Here is a 19330-nt window from a genome sequence, read left to right on the forward strand (position 1 = left end):
CGGGGCCAGACGAGGGATTCCGCGCGCGTCGGGGGCGGCCGGTTCGACGGCGCCCGGGGCGGCCGGTTCGACGGCGCCCGCGGCGGCCTGGGAGAATGGCGGACATGTCTGTCAGCTTCGAGGTCACCCAGAGCGTCGCGATCATCGGCGGCGGCCCCGGCGGGTACGAGGCGGCGCTCGCCGCCGCGCAGCTCGGCGCCGAGGTGACCCTCGTCGAGCGGGCGGGCGTCGGCGGCTCGGCCGTCATCACCGACGTCGTCCCCTCGAAGTCGCTCATCGCCACGGCGGACGCCGCCGTCGCCATCGCGGGGGCCGGAGACCTCGGAGTGCAGCTTTTCGCGAAGGGAAAGGACGGCCGGCCCCTCAAGCCCGAGATCGCCATCAACCTCACGGCGGTCAACAAGCGCCTGCTCTCGCTCGCGCGACAGCAGTCCGACGACATGCGCGCCTCGCTCGTCGAGGCGGGCGTGCGCATCATCTCGGGCCACGGCCGGCTCGAGGGCGACAACGCCGTGGTGGTGTCGACCGGTCCCGGTGGCACCGACTTCGACCGCGTCGAGGCCGACACGCTCGTCGTGTCTGTCGGTGCCTCGCCGCGTGAGCTGCCGAACGCCCGGCCCGACGGACAGCGCATCCTCACCTGGACGCAGCTGTACGACATGCCCTCCCTCCCCGAGCACCTCATCGTGGTCGGCTCCGGCGTGACGGGCGCCGAGTTCGCGGGCGCCTACATGAACCTCGGCTCGAAGGTCACGCTCATCTCCAGTCGCGATCAGGTGCTGCCGGGCGAGGATTCGGATGCCGCGGCCGTCCTGGAGAAGGTGTTCAAGCGCGGCGGCATGACGCTTCTGTCCAAGTCGCGCGCCGACAAGGTCGAGCGCGTGGGCGACGGCGTCGTCGTGACCCTGTCGGACGGCCGGACGGTCGAGGGCAGCCACTGCCTCATGGCCGTCGGATCCGTGCCGAACACGAAGGGGATCGGCCTCGAGGAGGCGGGCGTGCAGATGACCGCCTCCGGACACATCCAGGTCAACCGCGTCGCGCGCACGTCGGTGCCCAACATCTACGCGGCGGGCGACTGCACGACGTTCATCCCGCTCGCGTCGGTCGCCGCGATGCAGGGGCGCACCGCGGTGTTCCACGCGCTCGGCGACGTCGTCATCCCGCTCGAGCGCCGGCGGATCGCGTCGAACATCTTCACCGCGCCCGAGATCGCGACGGTCGGCTGGCAGGAGAAGGACATCGCCGAGGGGCTCATCCAGGGCGTCGTGCACAAGCTCCCGCTCGCCGCCAACCCCCGCGCCAAGATGATGGGCATCAAGGACGGCTTCGTCAAGCTCATCGCCCGTCAGGGCTCAGGCAGCGTCATCGGCGGCGTCATCGTCGGCCCGCGCGCTTCGGAGCTCATCTACCCCATCGCGATCGCCGTCGAGCGGCGCCTGACCGTCGACCAGGTCTCGCGGGTCTTCGCCGTCTACCCGTCGCTGTCGGGCACGATCACCGACGCCGCGCGTGCGATGCACGTCGTGGACCACACGATCTACGGCGCCTGACCGCGCACGGCCCCCCTCGGGGCCCGTCGTCAGGAGATGGTGAGGAGCTGGTGGCCGGCGGAGACCGTCGTGCCGGGGTCGGCGTTGATCGCGCCGATCACGCCGTCCTTGTGAGCCTGGATCGGCTGCTCCATCTTCATCGCCTCGAGCACGACGACGAGGTCGCCCTTGACGACCTGCTGGCCCTCTTCGACGGCGATCTTGACGATCGTGGCCTGCATGGGCGCCTTGACGGCGTCTCCGGATGCCCCGGCCATGACCGTCGGCGCGTGCGAGCGGCGCGAGGGCGGCACGGCCGCGGGACGACCGGCCGCGGCGGGGGCCGCGACGATGCGGTCGGGAAGGCTCACCTCGAGGCGCTTGCCGCCGACCTCGACGACGACCGTGTGGCGTGACTCCGCGGCCTTGGGTGCATCGAGCTCGCCGTCCCACGGCGGGATGTCGTTGTCGAACTCCGTCTCGATCCACCGGGTGTAGACGCCGAACACGCCGTCCTCCGCCGTGAACGCGGGGTCGCGGACGACCTTGCGGTGGAAGGGCAGCACGGTCGGAAGACCGGCGACCTCGAACTCGTCGAGGGCGCGGCGCGAGCGCTCGAGCGCCTCGGCGCGGTCGCGTCCGGTCACGATGATCTTGCCGAGCAGCGAGTCGAACGCGCCGCTCACGCTGTCGCCCGCCGTGACGCCGGAGTCGAGGCGGATGCCGGGGCCGCCGAAGGTCTTGAAGACCTTGATCGGCCCGGGCTGGGGGAGGAAGCCGCGGCCGGGGTCCTCGCCGTTGATGCGGAACTCGATCGAGTGGCCGCTGGGCTCCGGGTCGGCGTAATCCAGCACGCCGCCCTCGGCGATGCGGAACTGCTCGCGCACGAGGTCGATGCCCGTGATCTCCTCCGAGACGGGGTGCTCGACCTGGAGGCGCGTGTTGACCTCGAGGAACGAGATCGTGCCGTCCGCGCCGATGAGGAACTCGCACGTTCCGGCGCCGACGTAGCCGACCTCCTTGAGGATCGCCTTCGACGCCGTGTAGAGCGTCTCGTTCTGCTCGGGGGTCAGGAACGGCGCGGGCGCCTCTTCGACGAGCTTCTGGTGGCGGCGCTGCAGCGAGCAGTCGCGCGTGGAGATGACGACCACGTTGCCCTCGGCATCCGCGAGGCACTGGGTCTCGACGTGACGCGGCTTGTCCAGGTACTTCTCGACGAAGCACTCGCCGCGGCCGAAGGCCGAGATGGCCTCGCGCGTCGCGGACTCGAACAGCTCGGGCACCTCGTCGATCGTGCGCGCGACCTTGAGGCCGCGGCCGCCGCCGCCGTAGGCCGCCTTGATGGCGATCGGCAGCCCCACCCGCTCGGCGAATGCGACGACCTCGTCGGCACCGCTGACGGGCCCGGGCGTTCCGGGGGCGAGGGGAGCGCCGACCTTCTCGGCGACGTGACGCGCCGTGACCTTGTCGCCGAGCGCCTCGATGGCCGCAGGCGACGGCCCGATCCACACGAGGCCGGCGCCGATGACGGCGCGGGCGAAGTCGGCGTTCTCGGCGAGGAAGCCGTAGCCGGGGTGCACGGCGTCGGCGCCGGAGCGCCGGGCGACGGAGAGGATCTTGTCGATCGACAGGTAGGTCTCGGCGCTCGTCGCGCCCTCGAGCGCGTACGCCTCGTCGGCGAGGCGGGCGTGCATCGCGTCGCGGTCCTGATCCGCGTAGACGGCGACCGAGGCCTTGCCCGAGTCGCGCGCGGCGCGGATGACACGTACGGCGATCTCACCGCGGTTGGCAACGAGAACCTTGGTGATCTGCGGCATGAGTGTCAGCCTACAGTTGGGCTTCCCAGCACTTTTGGGTGCCTCGCACAAGAAACCGCCGTCAACGTGGGCGGGAGTCTACGAGCGGTTCCACAGCTGCGGCCACTCGATGCCGAGCTCGCGGACGAGCCGTCGCAGCGTCGACAGCGACATCCCGACGACGGTCGAGGGGTCGCCCCCGACCCGGTCGATGAAGGGCCCTCCGAGGCTGTCGATCGTGAAGGCCCCCGCGACGTGCAGAGGTTCGCCGGACGCGACGTATGCGGCGATCTCGGCATCCGTCACATCAGCGGCGAAGGTGACGGATGCCTCTGCCACCGCGTGCGCCTCGTGCGCATCGCCGCCGGCGGTGAGGCGGTACACGGAGTGGCCCGAGTGGAGCACGCCGGTGCGGCCGCGCATCATCTCCCAGCGCGCCGTGGCGGCCTCGCCCGTGTAGGGCTTGCCGAGGATCTCGCCGCCGAGCTCGAACATCGAGTCGCCGCCGATGACGATGCCGTCGAACGACGGGTCCTCCTCGCCGACGCGGGCCGCGACATCCGCCGCCTTCCTTCGTGCCAGGAGCAGCACGTGCTCGTCGGGCGCGAGGGTGCGGCCCTCGGCGGCCTCGACCGCCGCGATCACGGCGTCCTCGTCGACGTCGGGCGCCGAGGTCTCGGGCTCGATCCCGGCCTGCCGGAGGAGCATGAGCCGGGCGGGGGAGGTCGAGGCGAGCAGCACGCGCATGCCGTCCACGCTACTGGTGCGCGAAACGTCGCAGACGGGGCCCCGGCGCGGCGTGTCGATCACCGTGTGCGAGGTCTCGCGGCGGGCGGGGCGTGCCGAGGCTCGCGGCGGGTGCGGGTGGGCGAGGCTCGCGAGAGGCGGGGTGTGCCAGGCTCGGAGGATGCACGACGGGCACATCGACCTCGACATCACCGACGTCGCCCACGGCGGCGTCTTCGTCGGCCGGCACGAGGGGCGCGTCGTCTTCGTCCCCGACGCGATCCCGGGTGAGCGCGTCCGGGTGCGGCTGGCCGACGTGGACGGCGCCGAGTCGAAGTCGTTCTGGCGCGGCGAGGTGATGGAGGTGCTGGATGCCTCGCCCCACCGTCGCCCGCACGTCTGGCGCCAGGCCGATGTCGACGTGCCGCCGGAGGACCGACCGGGCGGTGCTGACTTCGGCCACATCGACCTCGACCACCAGCGGCGCCTGAAGACGCAGGTCGTCGTCGACGCTCTGCGTCGCATCGGCCGGCTCGAGGATCCCGTCGTGACCCTCGATCCGGCATTGCCGATCCTCACGGAGGGCGGCGAGGTGGTCGCCGGAGAGACCGACGACGGCACCGCGTGGCGCACGCGCGTGAGCCTGCACGTCGACGCGGAGGGCCGCGTAGGCCCGTACGCAGCGCGCAGCCATCGCGTCATCGAGGTCGAGGACCATCCGCTCGCGACGCCCGCCGTCGCCCGCGCCGCGCTGCGGCTCGCCGGCGCCGCGCCCGGACGCATCGATCTCGTCCAGCCGGCCGACGGCCGGGTGAGGGTCCTGCCGCGTCCCGAGACCGAACGCCCGCGACGCCGGGGCCCGCAGCGAGGACGCCGCCGCAGCAGCCCTCCGGCGCCGGTCGCCCACAACGCCAAGAGCGACCCCGTCTTCGAGACCGTGATCGAGCGCGCCGGCGGTCGTGACTTCCGCGTCGACGCGGGTGGCTTCTGGCAGGTGCATCGCCTCGCGGCGCATTCCCTCTCTTCGCTCGTCGCGGCGCAGCTGCGCGCGCAGAACCCCGGCGGTCCGGCGATCGACCCGGAGGCGTGGCACCTCGACCTCTACGGCGGCGTCGGGCTCTTCGCCGCGACGCTCGGCGACCTCGGCGGCCCGGCCACGCGCGTCACGAGCGTCGAGTCCGACCCGCGCGCGACGGAGCACGCGGGGGAGAACCTCGCGGAATGGGTCGGCGCCCGCGCCGAGACCGATCGCGTCGACCGGTGGATCGCGCGACTGGCGGACGAGGCATCCGTCGCCCAGCGCGAGCGGCTCTCGCGCGGCGTCGTCGTGCTCGATCCGCCGCGCTCGGGCGCGGGGCGCCAGGTCGTCGAGGGGGTCGCCGGGCTTTCGCCGCAGACCGTCGTCTATGTCGCGTGCGATCCGGTCGCCCTCGCGCGCGACCTCGCGATCTTCCGTGACCTCGGATACGAGTCCGGTCCGATCGCCGCGCTGGACCTCTTCCCCAACTCGCACCATGTCGAGGCCGTGGCTACGCTGACCCGCGTCGACGACGCGCGCTAGCCTGGGCCCATGACGCGCGTCGCCCTCATCGACGACCACGAGTCCGTTCGATTGGGACTCGAGGCCGCCTGCGCGCGCGGCGGCACCGAGAACGTCGTGTTCTCGGGCAGCACCGTGACGGCCTACCTCGACTGGCGCAGCTATGCGCGGGCGCGCCCTGCCGATGTCGTCGTGCTCGACCTCACGCTGGGTGACGGCACGACGGTGACCGAGAACGTGCAGCGACTGACCTCCGACGGGTCGAGCGTCATCATCCACAGCGTCGCCGACCGCCCCGCGGCCGTCCGCGAGGCGCTGGTGGCCGGAGCCGCCGGCGTCGTCAGCAAGGCCTCGCCGATCGACGACGTCATCGCGGCTGTGCGCACGGTCGCCCGCGGCGAGCCGCTCAACAACGTCGAGTGGGCCAGCGCCGTCGAGGGCGACCGAGCCTTCGCCGACGCCCAGCTCTCACAGCGCGAGCGCGAGGTGCTGCGTCTGTATGCGGCGGGGCTTCCCCTCAAGGTCGTCGCCGACCGGCTGGGCGTGGCGTACTCCACCGCGAAGGAGAACATCACGCGCGTCCGCGTCAAATACGTCGAGGTCGGAAGACCGGCCCCGACGAAGGTCGATCTGCTGCGACGCGCGATGGAGGACGGCATCCTCTCCCAGTCCACCGGCAACGGAGGCGCCGGTGACAGCTGACGCGACGGGCTCGGTTCTCGACGACGCCTGGGGCCACATCCCGCAGACCCGCGAGACGAGTGCCGGCCTCGGCTCGTTCACCCGCCGCCGCATCGAGCGCGCCATCGCGCTCGCGGTGGCTTTCGGCGCGGTCATCCTCGGCGCCCAGGCCTTTCTCGCCTCGATCGGCTCGACCGAAGAGGGCCCCGGATGGCACCAGGTGCTCGTGATCGGCACCTTCGGCCCCCTCGCCCTCATGCTGCTCGCGTGCGTGCTCGGCCGGGGAGTCAAGATCTTCGCGGGTATCTTCGCCCTGCTCTACCTCGTGGCGCTGCTCCTCTGGCCGATCGCGACCCAGGGAGGCTCGCCGCCCGACCCCACCCGCGAGCCCTGGATCTGGTACCTCGTCAACGTCGGGACGGTCGCGGCCGTCCTCGCCTTCCCGATCGCCGTGCAGCTGGGGTGGACGGCGCTCCTGCCGCTCGTCTTCGGCGTCGTCCGGCTCGTGCAGACCGGCTTCGACCCGGCCTTCTACGGCCTTGTCGTGCTCGACGTGTCGTTCGCCCTCATCCTGGGTTTCATCCTGCTGACCCTCGCGTGGGTCTTCCGCTCGGTCTCGGCCAACGTCGACGAGACGCGCACCCGGGCGGTCGAGTCGTACGCGTCGGCCGCGGCCGCCGCCGCCACGGAGCAGGAGCGCATCGCCGTCGCCGCACTGATGCACGACAGCGTCCTGGCGGCCCTCATCGCCGCCGAGCGCGCGCAGACCGACAGGGAGCGCACCCTCGCCGCAGCGATGGCGCGAGAGGCGCTCACGCGGCTTGCGAACACGGAGCAGGACCCCGAGGAGGGTTCCGACGAGCCGACGGATGCCTCGGCCCTCGCCGACGACATCGAACACGTCGCGCGCGAGCTCGGCGTCGAGATCGAGGCGGAGCGCGTGATCATGGGTGAGCATCCGACGGTGCCCGGCCGCGTCGGTCGCGCCCTCACGCTCGCGACGATGCAGGCCATCACCAACGCGATCGAGCACGCCGACGGCGAGGGACTCGCCGTCGCCGTGCGCGCGCTTACCGACCCCGTCCGCGTGCGCATCGAGGTCCGCGACACCGGTCGCGGCTTCGACCTCGAGGAGGTTCCCGACGATCGCCTGGGCATCCGCGCGTCGATCGTCGCGAGGGTCGCCGCCGTCGGCGGCACGGCCCGCATCGTCTCGGGCGAGCACGGCACGACGGTGCGTCTGGAATGGCGGGAGGCGGCCACGTGATCAGCGTCCGGACGATCCTCGTCTCGCTCGCGGTCGCCTTCACGGCGTACCTCGCGGCGCGAGGCCTCTGGTGGACCGACCCCGTGGAGTACCCCCTCGTCGTCGTCATCGCGCTCCTGCTCTACATCGCCACGACGTGGCTGTGCGTCTTCTGGGGCGCTCAGCCCGCCCCGGCGCATCCCGAGAACGACGGCGACCTGGCACTCACGATCGGTGCGCGCGGCCCGACGATGCTCCCGGTGTGGGCGAGCCTCCTCGCGATCGTGACGACGGTGCTCGTCCCCACGTCCATCGCCCTCGGCGTCGGGCCGGAGCACCGCACCGAAGCCTTCGCGACGTGGTACCTCGGCGGCATCGGGGCGCTCATGACGATCGTCATGGTACGCCGCCGCCCGTGGTTCGCATGGGCGGGCATCGTGCTCCTGGGCGCCGCGTCGATGATCTGGATGGGTCCCGGGCCCGCCCTCGCTCTCGGGCTCGTCGGCTCCATCGTGTGGGTCGGTGTCGCCCAGCTGCTGATGCGCTCGATGGACCGCGCCGCCCGCGACACGGCCCGGCTCGCCCAGCTGCAGCGCGCGGCCTCGGCGTGGCAGGCCTCGCAGACCGGGCGGCAGCGCGAACGCCGCGTGCAGGTGCAGCGCGCGCTCGCCGTGGCGGGGCCCGTGCTCACCCGCACCGTCGCGACGACCGGCGCGCTCGATGACCCCGAGAAGCTCGAGGCCCGGATCGCGGAGGGCGCCCTGCGCGACGAGATGCGCGGCCCGCGCCTCCTCGACGACGACGTGCGCACCGAACTCGACTCCGCGCGCCGCCGCGGCGCGACTGTCACCGTCCTCGACGAGGGCGGTCTCGACGGGCTGGATGAGGAATCCCTCAGTCAGATCCGCGCGCAGCTGGCCGAGACCCTGCGCGAGTCGAGCTCCGATCGCCTGTACATCCGCACGTCGCCCGACGACCGGGTCGCTGTGACGGTCGTGGGCCGCTCGGCCGCCGGCCCGGGCCTCTCGGACGAGGACGCCGTCGAGCTCTGGCGAGAGATCGCCCACCCGGGCTGATCCGAGCCGCGGAGCGACCGGGCGCCGCGCGCCGCGCGCCGCGCCGGGCGCCGCGAGAACCGGTGCCGCGAGACCTGCCGCGCCGCGAAACGTGCTGCGCCGGGAACCTGCCGCGCCGCGAGACGAGCTGAGCCGCCAGACCCCGCCGGAAATGAATCTCGCCCCCCGTCCTGGTGGGGGAGGGGAACCAGGACGGAGGGCGGAATCGGAAGAGGCGGGGGCGGCAGATATGCCTGCCCCCGCCTGGCGAACGGTTACCCGAAAACCGTTCGCGTGGCCGAACCTGAGACCGCTTGGGACGGTCAGGCCAGCCGAACGCAGAGCGTTCCAGCACTTCAAGTATCCGGGGGCCGCAAGAATCCGTCTGTAGGTATTTCGGGGGACATTTCCGCCGCCGTGGGGGACACGGCGGGAGCCACGGCTACGACCCCTGGAAACCCGACCAGCCGAGCTCTCGGCGCAGCGGCGCGCGGAACGACCGCTGCGACACCGACCACGCCGAGCGGCTCTTCGCGTCGTCGGCGACGGCGGACGAGACCTCTTCGACGTACGCCTCGTTCACGACGGCGATGAGCGCCGCGAGCTCGGCCTCCGTGGGGTTGCCGCGCTGCACGTCGAGGTGCACGGCCTCACCGCCCGCCTGCGCCCCGCCGCGCGCCTCCTCATTGCTCACAGCGGGATGTTCCCGTGCTTCTTGGGCGGCTGGCTCGCGCGCTTGCCACGCAGGGCCCGCAGCGCCTTGGCGATGGAGACGCGGGTCTGGGCGGGCTCGATGATGCCGTCGAGCTCGCCGCGCTCGGCGGCGAGGAACGGCGAGGCGACGTTGTAGGTGTACTCGTTGGCCAGGCGCGTGCGGACGGCCGCGACATCCTCTCCCGCCTCCTCCGCACGCTTGATCTCGCCGCGGTAGAGGATGTTGACCGCGCCCTGACCGCCCATGACGGCGATCTCGGCGGTCGGCCACGCGAGGTTGACGTCGGCGCCCAGCTGCTTGGAGCCCATCACGATGTACGCCCCGCCGTACGCCTTGCGGAGGATCACCGTGACCAGGGGCACCGTCGCCTCGGCGTAGGCGTAGAGGAGCTTCGCGCCGCGGCGGATGACGCCCGTCCACTCCTGGTCGGTGCCGGGGAGGTAGCCCGGCACGTCGACGAGGGTCACGATGGGCACCGAGAACGCGTCGCAGAACCGCACGAAGCGGCTCGCCTTCTCGCCGGCCTCGATGTTGAGCGTGCCGGCCATCTGCGAGGGCTGGTTCGCGATGATGCCCACCGTGCGGCCCTCGATGCGGCCGAAGCCGATGACGATGTTCGGCGCGAACAGCGGCTGCACTTCGAGGAAGTCGCCCGCGTCGACGATGTGCGAGATGACGTGGTGGATGTCGTAAGGCTGGTTCGGAGAGTCGGGGATGACGGTGTTCAGGGTGCGATCGGCATCCGTCGTCTCCCACTCGAACTCCGTCTCGTAGACCGGGAGCTCCGACATGTTGTTGTCGGGGAGGAAGCCCAGGAGCGTGCGGACGTAGTCCAGCGCGTCCTCCTCGTCCTCGGCGAGGTAGTGCGCGACACCCGAGCGGGTGTTGTGCGTGTACGCGCCGCCGAGCTCCTCCATGCCGACGTCTTCGCCGGTCACGGTCTTGATGACGTCGGGGCCCGTGACGAACATCTGGCTCGTCTTGTCGACCATCACGACGAAGTCGGTGAGGGCGGGGGAGTAGACGGCGCCGCCGGCAGCGGGTCCCATGACGATCGAGATCTGCGGGATGACTCCGGATGCGGCGGTGTTGAGGCGGAAGATCTCGCCGTACTTGCCGAGGGCGACGACGCCCTCCTGGATGCGGGCGCCGCCCGAGTCGAGCATGCCGACGCACGGCATCCCGCCCTGCATCGCGAACTCCATGATCTTGATGATCTTGTCGCCGGCCGCCTCGCCGAGCGAACCGCCGAACGTCGAGAAGTCCTGCGCGTAGACGGCGACGGTGCGGCCGTGGATCGTGCCTACGCCGGTCACGACGGAGTCGCCGTAGGGACGCGACTTGTCCATGCCGAACGCCGTCGTGCGGTGGCGCACGTACTCGTCGAACTCGACGAACGAGCCGGTGTCGCACAGCTGCTCGATGCGCTCGCGCGCGGTCTGCTTGCCCTTCGCGTGCTGCTTGCCGCGGGCCGCCGTCTCGGGGTCGACCACGGCCTCCTGATAGCGGGCGCGCAGGTCGGCGATCTTGCCGGCGGTCGTGGAGAGATCGGGCGTGTCGGTCACGTCCTCCACACTATCGACCGGGCTCGCCGAAGCGTTGGAGGGTTCGCACAAGCGCTTCCCGGATCGACTGTCGGCTGTCAAGGCCGAACCCGCGTCCACGACGGCGCGTATCGTGGCGCCATGCCGATCTCCGAAGACGGATTCCCTCTCGCCGCTGCGGTGAGCCCCCGCGTCCAGGTCGTCGAGACGACGGGATCGACGAATGCGGATGTCGTGGCCGCCGTCGTCGAAGATCCCGACGCGTGGCCGCACCTCTCGCTCCTGCTGACCCGCGATCAGCGCGCCGGCCGAGGGCGGCTCGACCGCACCTGGACCGCTCCCGCCGGCACGGCGCTGGCCGTCTCTGTCGTCGTGCGCGTCGGGGGCCTGCCCGTCGAGGCGCGCGGCTGGATCCCCCTCATCGCAGGAGCCGCCATGTCGCGGGCCCTCGCCGAGCAGCTCTACGGCACCGGACACGCGGCGCGCCTCAAGTGGCCGAACGACGTGCTCCTGGACGGCGGCAAGATCTGCGGCATCCTCGCGGAGGTCGTGCCGGGGCATCCCGACATCGTCGTCATCGGCTCGGGAGTGAACACGCGGATGCCGCGCACCGACCTCCCCGTCGCGACGGCGACGTCGTTCGAGTCCGTGGGGCTCGAGTGCGACGAGGACAAGCTCCTCGCCGACTACCTGCGGGCCCTCGAGGAGCAGCTCTCGGCGCTGATGACGGCGCACGGCGACGCCGAGGCGTCGGGGATCCATGCCGAGGTGGAGAGCGTGTGCTCGACCCTCGGTGTGGAGATCGTCGTCTCGCTGCCCGACGGCTCGAAGCTGCTCGGCCGCGCGAAGAGCATCGATCCGACGGGGCGCCTGGTCGTCGAGACCGGCGATGTGCTCACGACCGTCGCCGCCGGCGACGTCACGCACGTGCGCCTGCAGGGCCACCTCGGCGGCTGACGGCGAGGCGACACGCGGTGTCGGCCGCTCATCGGAGAATGGATTCATGACGCAGCCGGCGACGTTCGGGGGCCGCCCCCCGACCCCGGCTCCCGGCGTGCCCACGCCCGAGCTGCGCGTCGCGCGCTTTCGCAGCCATGCCCGCCGGCTCGTGTGGCCGGCGCTCGTGGTGATCGTCGTCGCGGGAGCGGTCGGATTCTTCTACGGCAATCTGCCGGCGCCCTTCGAGGACTGGATGCTGCTGACCGCCGCGGTCGTCGTGCTCTTCTTCCTCGCGCTGCTCCCCTTCCTCTCCTGGTGGGCCCACGCCTGGACCATCACGACCCGCCGCGTGATCGAGCGGCGGGGCGTGCTCGTGGCGCGACGGCGCGAGCTCTCGCACGTGCGGGGCTACAGCATCCAGGTCAGGCGCGGGCCGCTGCAGCGGATGTGGGGCGCGGGCACTCTCGTGCTCTCCAACGGCGTCGAAGAGCCCATGCGCCTGACGAACATCCCGAGCATCGACCTCGTGCACGAGAGCCTGGTCGACCAGGTCGAGGTCAACCAGATCCTCGCGCATCGCGAGCTGCCGCTGCCGCCGGCCGCGCCCGGGCTCTGACGGCGGCTCCGGCCCCCCGCCGAGGTGCGGGATGATGGAGGTCCGAACAGAAGGAGCCCCATGTCGCTGCGTGTCGGAGTCGTCGGAGGCGGTCAGCTCGCCCGCATGATGATCGCGCCCGCCGTCGAACTCGGTGTCGAGCTGCGCGTGCTCGCCGAGGACGAGGGCATGGCCGCGGCGCTGGCCGCGACCGCCGTCGGGGACTACCGAGAAGCCGAGACGGTCCTCGCCTTCGCGCGCGACGTCGATGTGGTGACGTTCGACCACGAGCACGTGCCGCAAGAGGTCCTCGCGCGGCTCGTCGGCGAGGGGATCGCCGTGCATCCGGGCCCCGATGCGCTGCACTTCGCGCAGGACAAGCTCGTCATGCGCGCGAGGCTCCGTGAGCTCGGGATGCCGCAGCCCGACTGGGCTGCCGTGCACGACAGCTCCGAGCTGCAGGAGTTCCTCGATGCGCACGGCGGCCGCGCGGTGGTCAAGACGCCCCGAGGCGGGTACGACGGCAAGGGCGTGCGGGTCGTGTCGGCGGCGACCGAGGCCGACGACTGGTTCGCGACCCTCGCCGAGGATGCCCGCGGCGGTGCGCTCCTGGTCGAAGAGCTCGTCGACTTCTCGCGCGAGCTCGCGCAGCAGGTGGCGCGGCGGCCGTCCGGAGAGGTGCGGGCGTATCCCGTCGTCGAGACGGTGCAGCGCGACGGCGTGTGCGCCGAGGTGCTGGCTCCCGCCCCGCACGCGAGCGAGCGTCTCATCGAGGTCGCCGAGCAGATCGGTGTCGCGATCGCCGAGGGCCTCGGCGTCACCGGGATGCTCGCCGTGGAGCTCTTCCAGACGACGGATGACCGGCTGCTGGTGAACGAGCTTGCGATGCGTCCGCACAACAGCGGCCACTGGAGCCAGGACGGCGCCATCACGAGCCAGTTCGAGCAGCACCTGCGGGCCGTGCTCGACCTCCCGCTGGGCGACCCGTCTCCGCGCGACCCCTGGGCCGTCATGGTCAACATCCTCGGCGGTCCCGCCGAGGGCGGCCTCGAAGAGAGGTTCCCCGCGGCGCTCGCCGAGCATCCGGGTGCGAAGGTCCACACCTACGGCAAGGCGCCTCGCGCCGGCCGCAAGGTCGGCCATGTCACGGTGGCCGGCGACGACCTCGACGATGTCACGTACGAGGCGCGGGCCGCGGCATCCCACTTCCTGAACTGAACCCCGCCGGGGCAGGCGGCGAGGGAAGCAGGGGAGCGTGCCGTTGCGGGGTTCTTCCAGCGTCGCGTCCTAGCCTTGACAGGTGACAGGCCCCCTCCACTCCTCCGCCGCGCCGCTCGTCGGTGTCGTGATGGGCTCCGACTCGGACTGGCGCGTCATGAGCGACGCCTCGCAGATCCTCTCGGACTTCGGCATTCCGCACGAGGTCGAGGTCGTCTCGGCGCACCGCACGCCCGAGAAGCTCCACCGCTACGGCACCGAGGCGCGCGGCCGCGGCCTGCGCGTCATCATCGCCGGCGCGGGCGGAGCGGCGCACCTTCCCGGCATGCTCGCCTCCGTCACGGCGCTCCCCGTCATCGGCGTGCCCGTGCCGCTGGCGTACCTCGACGGCATGGACTCGCTCCTGAGCATCGTGCAGATGCCCGCCGGCATCCCGGTCGCCACCGTGTCGATCGGCGGCGCGAAGAACGCGGGCCTGCTGGCTGCGCGGATCATCGGGACGACGGATGCCGAGCTCGGCGACCGCGTCGAAGCCTACGCCCGCGAGTTGGAGGCGCAGGTGGAGGAGAAGAACCGGCGGCTCAAGGAGTCTCTGTGAGCGTGGCGAGCCCACCGCGCGCGCCGCGGGTCGCGGCATCCGCTCTTCCTCGCAACGTCGTCGAGGAGAGGCCGCTGCGGTACCCCGACACGACGTCGCGCTCCTTCATGTCCACGCGCGGCTGGTGGCTCGTCATCCTGAACTTCCTGCTGCCGGGCTCGGCGCAGGTGCTCGCGGGCAACCGCCGGCTCGGACGCTTCGGAATCGGCGCGACCCTCGCGATGTGGGTGGTCGTCGTTCTCGGCGTGCTGTCCGCCCTGCTGTGGCGCACGATGCTCGTGACGCTCGCCACGAACTGGTTCCTCCTTCTCATCCTGCAGATCGTGCTGATTGGGTACGCCGTCCTGTGGACCGTGCTCACGATCGACACGCTCCGCCTCGTGCGGCTCATCAAGACCGGTGGCGCGGCGCGGTTCGGAATCGCCCTGCTGTCGGTCGCGCTGCTCGTCGTCTCAGGCGGCGGAGCGGTCTACGCCTCGCAGATGGCCGGCACCGCGCGTGACACGCTGGGAGCCATCTTCGGGCAGAGCGGCCCATCGGTGCCCCCCTCCGACGGCTACTACAACATCCTCCTGCTCGGTGCCGACAGCGGCCAGGGCCGCGACTCGATGAGGTTCGACAGCATCTCGGTGGTCTCGGTGAACGCCGACTCCGGTGCCGTCACGATCACGGGCATCCCGCGCGACATGCCGCACTTCCCGTTCGCCGACGGGCCGATGAAGAAGCTCTACCCCGACGTGCACGAGGGCCACCAGGACCCCAAGTGCGGCTGGGGGAGCGGCATCAACCAGCTCCGCACCGAGGTGGAGGTCTGCCGCGACGGCAAGGCGCTGTATCCCGACGCGGTCGCGCAGGGATCCACGCCCGGTGTCGAGGCGACGAAGGACGCGGTCGAGGGGATCCTCGGCATCCAGATCCCGTATTACGTCTTCATCGACATGGACGGGTTCGCCCACCTCATCGACGCCCTCGGCGGAGTCGAGATCACCGTCGACCAGCGGCTGCCCAAGGGCGGCGGTCCGGCATACGAGGGCCAGCCCGCCGAGGACTGGGCGATCGGGTGGATCGAGCCGGGCAAGCAGCACATGGACGGCGACACCGCCCAGTGGTACGCGCGGTCGCGCTACACGACGAACGACTTCGACCGCATGAAGCGTCAGCGTCAGCTGCAGGAGGCGATCCTCGCGCAGTTCACCCCCGCGACCGTCCTGACGCGCTTCAACGAGATCGCCGCCGCGGGCACCGCGATCGTCGAGACCGACCTGCCGCAGTCGATGCTGCCGTACTTCGCCGACCTGGCGCTCAAGGCGAAGGAGCAGAAGGTCGCCACGATCGAGCTCACGCCGGAGGGCGGGATCGACGAGTACAACCCCGATTACGCCTACATCCGGCAGCTGATCGACTCGACGCTCCACCCGCCCGCTCCGACCCCATCGCAGGGGGGCTGAGCCATGGTCGCGACACTGCGGATCGTCCTCGACCAGCTCGCCGCGCCGACCGACCCCGATCTCGCTCTCGCCTCGCGCGAACTGGCGCTCGCGCTGATCGAGGCGGCGCCGCCGGCATGCGAGGTCGAGGGGATCATCCCCACCGCCCCCGTTGCGCGCGTCGACGAGCTTCTCGCCGATGTGCCCGGCCTCGCCGGCCTGCACAAGGTCGCGCTCGCGCGCCGCGAGCTCTCGGCCGCGCTGCAGCTCGGCGTCGCGACCGGCATCGGCGGGGGGATGATCCACTCGCCGACGCTCTTCGCGCCGCTGGTCAAGCACGACCGCGTGCACGACAACGACCAGACGGTCGTGACGCTGTGGGACTTCCGGGCGTGGGAGGCTCCCGACGAGCTCTCACGCACCGCTGTCGGCTGGCAGCGGGCCATGCTCAAGCGCGCCGTGAAGCACGCCGATGCCCTCGTCGTGCCGACCCACTCGATGGCGCGGCAGCTCGAGGAGCTCGCGCCCCGGTTGAGCGACCGCGTGCGCGTCATCGCCGGCGCAGCTCCCGCGGGCTTCGCGGTGCCGTCGGACGAGATCGGGCGGCGGCGGGTGCTCGACGTTCCAGAGGGCTTCGTGCTGCTGTCGGGCGGGGTCGCGGCATCCGACGCCCTGAGCCTCGGCTTCTCGGCGATCGCGCGGTCGGGCCTGGACGTGCCGGTGCTCGTCATCGACGCGCCGGAGGGGGAGGAGCCGGCGATCGCCGAGCTCGCGTCGGCGTCGGGGCTCCCCGAGCGCAGCCTCCACACCCGCGGCGCGCTGGAGACGGCCGACCGGGCGGCGGTGTTCGGAGCGGCCGTGGCGCTCCTCGCCCCGGCGACGCGGTGGGCGTTCCCGTGGCGCGTGCTCGAGGCGCTCGCCGTGGGCGTGCCGGTGATCGCCGCGCAGTCGCCCGTGCACGCCGAGACGATCGTCGATGGCGGGATGCTGGTGGAAGCGGACGCCGAGGCGCTCGGCTCCTCGCTGGCATCGGCGCTCGGGTCGACCGCGGCCGCAGATCGGCTGGGGGTCCTGGCGGCCGACCGCGGGCGGGTGTTCTCGTGGCGTGGAACCGCGGACCGGGTCTGGCAGTTGCACGCAGACCTCTGATCCGCGACGCGAACTGTGGGACTACTGGTTCCTGCGTGTCGCTACTTTAGTCACGTTGACCACACTCATAACATCCGCCACACTGTTCACATGCAGGGGGTGCGAGGCGTCCGTGTGCGCGGCCGCGCAACGATGTTCATGGTCGCGCTGGCGATCACTCTTCTCGTGGCCGCGCTCGCCGTAGCTCCTCGCGCGGCGGCACAAGAGCCGGCCGATGCCTCGAGGACTTCCGTGGCGGGGATGGGCGTCCGGACTGCTGACCTGTCGAAGTTCCAGCCGGGCAACATCATCAGCGACGCCGCGTTCTTCGACAAGGGCACGATGACCGAGGCGCAGATCCAGACGTTCCTGGAGTCCAAGGTCCGCACGTGCCAGTCCGGCTACACGTGCCTTAAGGACTGGTACGACACGTCGCGCTCGACGAGCGCCGACGCGATGTGCGGGGCGTACAGCGGCGGATACCGCGAGCGGGCGTCGGCGATCATCTACAAGGTCGCGCAGGCGTGCGGGATCAATCCCCAGGTGATCCTCGTGACCCTTCAGAAGGAGCAAGGGCTCGTCCTCCACACGTGGCCTTCCGAGTGGCGGTACACGATCGCCATGGGTCAGGGATGCCCTGACACGGCGGCCTGCGACACGCGCTATTACGGCTTCTTCAACCAGGTCTACGGCGCCGCGTGGCAGCTGAAGCGGTACGGCAACCCGCCCGGCACGAGCAAGTACTTCACGTGGTACGCGCCGGGCAAGACCTGGAACGTCCTCTACAACCCGAACTCCGCCTGCGGCTCGTCGCCGGTGTACATCCAGAACCAGGCGACGGCGAACCTCTACTACTACACGCCCTACCAGCCGAACGCCGCGTCGCTTCGAGCCGGGTACGGCGAGGGCGACGGCTGCTCGACGTACGGCAACCGCAACTTCTACAACTACTTCAACGACTGGTTCGGCTCGCCGAGCGAGATCTATCCGTTCGGCAACGTCGAAGTGGTCGAGGCCCGACCTGGTCAATTCCTCGTGAGCGGCTGGGCCGCCGATCCCAACACCACTGATCCGATCGACGTCCACGTCTACGTCGGATCCGTCGGCACCGCGGTGTCGGCCAACCTCGATCGCGCCGATGTCGGCGCCGCGTACCCCCGCCTGGGCAGCAAGCATGGCTTCTCAGCGTCGGTGCCCGCGACCGGGCCCGGGTCTGTCGATGTCTGCGTCTACGGCATCAACGCCGGACCGGGCGCGAACGTGCTCTTCGGCTGTTGGACGAGGACGGCGATGAGCGGAGCGCCCATGGGCGCTCTGGAGAGCGCCGTCGGCGTTCAGGGTGGGATCCAGGTGACTGGCTGGGCGATCGACCCCGACTCTGCGGCCCCCTCCACTGTCCACGTCTACGTCGGCGCGACGGGTACGGCTCTCACGGCAGATGTCGACCGTGCCGACATCGGCTCGAAGTATCCCGCATACGGATCGAAGCACGGGTACAGCTCGACGATCCCCGCGGCGCCGGGGACGTACGACGTGTGCAGTTACGGGATCAACACGGGCCCAGGCGCCAACGTGCAGTTCGGGTGTACGAAGGTCGTCGTCCCGGCCCTCGCCGACATCGGCCGCGCTCCCATGGGAGCTTTCGAGACGCTCGACGTCAGCGGGAACACCGCGACGGCCACGGGGTGGGCGATCGATCCCGACACGGCGTCACCCATCAAGGTGCACCTCTACGTCGGCGCAGTAGGCGCCGAGTACACCGCCGATAAGGCGCGAGCCGACCTCGCGGGCTCGTACCCCGCATACGGGGCGAACCACGGCTTCGTGGAGAAGCTCACGCTTCCCGCGGGCACGTCCACCGTGTGCGCCTACGGCATCAACACCGGGGCCGGTGGTCACACCCTGCTCGGGTGCCGGACGGCCACCGTGTCGTCGCTCGTGGAGCGCGGTCGTCCGCCGGTCGGCGCGTTCGAATCCCTCACCGTATCGGGGAACACCGCGACAGCGACAGGGTGGGCGCTCGATCCCGACACCGCCACTCCCATCAAGGTGCACCTCTACGTCGGCGCGGTGGGCGCCGAGTACAACGCCGACAAATCTCGTCCCGACCTCGTCGCGACCTATCCGGAGTATGGCGCGAACCACGGGTTCTCCGAGAAGCTGACCCTCCCGACCGGCACTTCGCAGGTGTGCGCGTACGCCATCAACACGGGTGCGGGCGGCCACACCTTGCTCGGCTGCAAGCCGGCCACGGTCGCTTCGACCATCGTCGACCGCGGGCGCGCGCCCTTCGGCAACCTCGAGGCCGTGACGCCGACGGCCGGAGGAGCGGTCGTCAGCGGATGGGCGCTCGACCCCGACACGACGGCGCCGATCGCCATCCACATCTACGTCGACGCGGCGGGGGCGGCCTACGTGGCCGACGATCCGCGCGGCGACGTCGCCGCGGCGTACGGACTCGGTGATCTCCACGGCTTCACCGAGACGGTCAAGGCGTCATCCGGACCGCACACCGTCTGCGTCTACGGCATCAACAGCGGCGCGGGCGGTCACACCCTGATCGGCTGCCGGTCCGTCGTCGTTCCGTGAC

16 protein-coding genes are annotated in these 19330 nt (G+C 71.2%); 12 read left to right on the forward strand and 4 right to left on the reverse strand.

Going from position 1 to position 19330, the window contains the following annotated elements; all coding sequences use genetic code 11:
* Positions 1 to 95 precede the first annotated feature (95 nt).
* On the forward strand, positions 96 to 1553 hold the full coding sequence (locus tag ACSBPH_RS14520; protein ID WP_442575024.1) for an NAD(P)H-quinone dehydrogenase: 1458 nt from the start codon (positions 96 to 98) through the stop codon (positions 1551 to 1553).
* 29 nt (positions 1554 to 1582) lie between these two features.
* On the opposite strand, the gene ACSBPH_RS14525 is transcribed toward ACSBPH_RS14520, so the two are convergent.
* Both ACSBPH_RS14525 and ACSBPH_RS14530 read right to left on the reverse strand, forming a co-directional pair.
* Positions 1583 to 3349, reverse strand: coding sequence for an acetyl/propionyl/methylcrotonyl-CoA carboxylase subunit alpha (locus ACSBPH_RS14525; RefSeq protein ID WP_442575025.1), 1767 nt, complete (start codon positions 3347 to 3349; stop codon positions 1583 to 1585).
* A 78-nt stretch (positions 3350 to 3427) separates the two neighbouring features.
* A complete protein-coding gene (locus tag ACSBPH_RS14530) occupies positions 3428 to 4075 on the reverse strand; it encodes a Maf family protein (protein WP_442575026.1) in 648 nt (215 codons plus the stop codon).
* A 160-nt stretch (positions 4076 to 4235) separates the two neighbouring features.
* Between ACSBPH_RS14530 and ACSBPH_RS14535 the strand changes: the two genes are divergently transcribed.
* The 4 genes from ACSBPH_RS14535 to ACSBPH_RS14550 are packed head-to-tail and all read left to right on the forward strand — an operon-like array spanning position 4236 to position 8597.
* Positions 4236 to 5615: a class I SAM-dependent RNA methyltransferase gene (locus ACSBPH_RS14535; RefSeq protein ID WP_442575027.1), complete on the forward strand. Its 1380-nt coding sequence runs from the start codon at positions 4236 to 4238 to the stop codon at positions 5613 to 5615.
* Positions 5616 to 5624: 9 nt separating this feature from the next.
* Positions 5625 to 6296, forward strand: coding sequence for a response regulator transcription factor (locus ACSBPH_RS14540; protein WP_442575028.1), 672 nt, complete (start codon positions 5625 to 5627; stop codon positions 6294 to 6296).
* Positions 6286 to 7542, forward strand: coding sequence for a sensor histidine kinase (locus ACSBPH_RS14545; protein WP_442575029.1), 1257 nt, complete (start codon positions 6286 to 6288; stop codon positions 7540 to 7542). Before ACSBPH_RS14540 ends, ACSBPH_RS14545 begins: the two co-directional genes overlap by 11 nt.
* Positions 7539 to 8597, forward strand: coding sequence for a hypothetical protein (locus tag ACSBPH_RS14550; protein ID WP_442575030.1), 1059 nt, complete (start codon positions 7539 to 7541; stop codon positions 8595 to 8597). Before ACSBPH_RS14545 ends, ACSBPH_RS14550 begins: the two co-directional genes overlap by 4 nt.
* Before the next feature lie 421 nt (positions 8598 to 9018).
* Here the strand turns inward: ACSBPH_RS14550 and ACSBPH_RS14555 are convergent, their stop codons facing one another.
* Both ACSBPH_RS14555 and ACSBPH_RS14560 read right to left on the reverse strand, forming a co-directional pair.
* Positions 9019 to 9270: an acyl-CoA carboxylase subunit epsilon gene (locus tag ACSBPH_RS14555; protein ID WP_442575031.1), complete on the reverse strand. Its 252-nt coding sequence runs from the start codon at positions 9268 to 9270 to the stop codon at positions 9019 to 9021.
* Positions 9267 to 10865 carry an acyl-CoA carboxylase subunit beta gene (locus tag ACSBPH_RS14560; protein WP_442575032.1) on the reverse strand — a complete coding sequence of 533 codons (1599 nt, stop codon included), beginning with the start codon at positions 10863 to 10865 and terminating at the stop codon, positions 9267 to 9269. Before ACSBPH_RS14560 ends, ACSBPH_RS14555 begins: the two co-directional genes overlap by 4 nt.
* A gap of 111 nt (positions 10866 to 10976) precedes the next feature.
* Between ACSBPH_RS14560 and ACSBPH_RS14565 the strand changes: the two genes are divergently transcribed.
* From ACSBPH_RS14565 to ACSBPH_RS14595, 7 genes are all read left to right on the forward strand, one after another.
* Positions 10977 to 11792, forward strand: a complete 816-nt coding sequence (locus ACSBPH_RS14565) for a biotin--[acetyl-CoA-carboxylase] ligase (RefSeq protein ID WP_442575033.1) — start codon at positions 10977 to 10979, stop codon at positions 11790 to 11792.
* Positions 11793 to 11838: 46 nt separating this feature from the next.
* Positions 11839 to 12390, forward strand: a complete 552-nt coding sequence (locus ACSBPH_RS14570; protein ID WP_442575034.1) for a PH domain-containing protein — start codon at positions 11839 to 11841, stop codon at positions 12388 to 12390.
* Between the two features lie 60 nt (positions 12391 to 12450).
* Positions 12451 to 13587 (forward strand): 5-(carboxyamino)imidazole ribonucleotide synthase, encoded by a 1137-nt coding sequence (locus tag ACSBPH_RS14575; protein ID WP_442575035.1) that lies wholly within the window; start codon positions 12451 to 12453, stop codon positions 13585 to 13587.
* Between the two features lie 130 nt (positions 13588 to 13717).
* Positions 13718 to 14185 (forward strand): 5-(carboxyamino)imidazole ribonucleotide mutase, encoded by a 468-nt coding sequence (purE, locus tag ACSBPH_RS14580; RefSeq protein ID WP_442577320.1) that lies wholly within the window; start codon positions 13718 to 13720, stop codon positions 14183 to 14185.
* Positions 14182 to 15633 carry an LCP family protein gene (locus tag ACSBPH_RS14585; RefSeq protein ID WP_442575036.1) on the forward strand — a complete coding sequence of 484 codons (1452 nt, stop codon included), beginning with the start codon at positions 14182 to 14184 and terminating at the stop codon, positions 15631 to 15633. Before purE ends, ACSBPH_RS14585 begins: the two co-directional genes overlap by 4 nt.
* Before the next feature lie 3 nt (positions 15634 to 15636).
* Entirely contained in the window at positions 15637 to 16761 is a 1125-nt protein-coding gene (locus ACSBPH_RS14590) for a glycosyltransferase (RefSeq protein ID WP_442575037.1), read from the forward strand.
* 90 nt (positions 16762 to 16851) lie between these two features.
* The gene (locus tag ACSBPH_RS14595) at positions 16852 to 19329 is read left to right on the forward strand and encodes a hypothetical protein (RefSeq protein WP_442575038.1); all 2478 of its coding nucleotides are present in this window, start codon (positions 16852 to 16854) and stop codon (positions 19327 to 19329) included.
* Position 19330 lies beyond the last annotated feature (1 nt).

This window comes from Microbacterium sp. F51-2R (assembly GCF_052180235.1).
Taxonomy (GTDB): domain Bacteria; phylum Actinomycetota; class Actinomycetes; order Actinomycetales; family Microbacteriaceae; genus Microbacterium.

Coding starts and splice junctions, on each gene's coding strand:
- ACSBPH_RS14520 (WP_442575024.1), top strand. CDS start 96: ATGGCGGACATGTCTGTCAGCTTCGAGGTCACCCAGAGCGTCGCGATC.
- ACSBPH_RS14525 (WP_442575025.1), bottom strand. CDS start 3,349: ATGCCGCAGATCACCAAGGTTCTCGTTGCCAACCGCGGTGAGATCGCC.
- ACSBPH_RS14530 (WP_442575026.1), bottom strand. CDS start 4,075: ATGCGCGTGCTGCTCGCCTCGACCTCCCCCGCCCGGCTCATGCTCCTC.
- ACSBPH_RS14535 (WP_442575027.1), top strand. CDS start 4,236: ATGCACGACGGGCACATCGACCTCGACATCACCGACGTCGCCCACGGC.
- ACSBPH_RS14540 (WP_442575028.1), top strand. CDS start 5,625: ATGACGCGCGTCGCCCTCATCGACGACCACGAGTCCGTTCGATTGGGA.
- ACSBPH_RS14565 (WP_442575033.1), top strand. CDS start 10,977: ATGCCGATCTCCGAAGACGGATTCCCTCTCGCCGCTGCGGTGAGCCCC.
- ACSBPH_RS14570 (WP_442575034.1), top strand. CDS start 11,839: ATGACGCAGCCGGCGACGTTCGGGGGCCGCCCCCCGACCCCGGCTCCC.
- ACSBPH_RS14575 (WP_442575035.1), top strand. CDS start 12,451: ATGTCGCTGCGTGTCGGAGTCGTCGGAGGCGGTCAGCTCGCCCGCATG.
- purE (WP_442577320.1), top strand. CDS start 13,718: ATGGGCTCCGACTCGGACTGGCGCGTCATGAGCGACGCCTCGCAGATC.
- ACSBPH_RS14590 (WP_442575037.1), top strand. CDS start 15,637: ATGGTCGCGACACTGCGGATCGTCCTCGACCAGCTCGCCGCGCCGACC.
- ACSBPH_RS14595 (WP_442575038.1), top strand. CDS start 16,852: ATGCAGGGGGTGCGAGGCGTCCGTGTGCGCGGCCGCGCAACGATGTTC.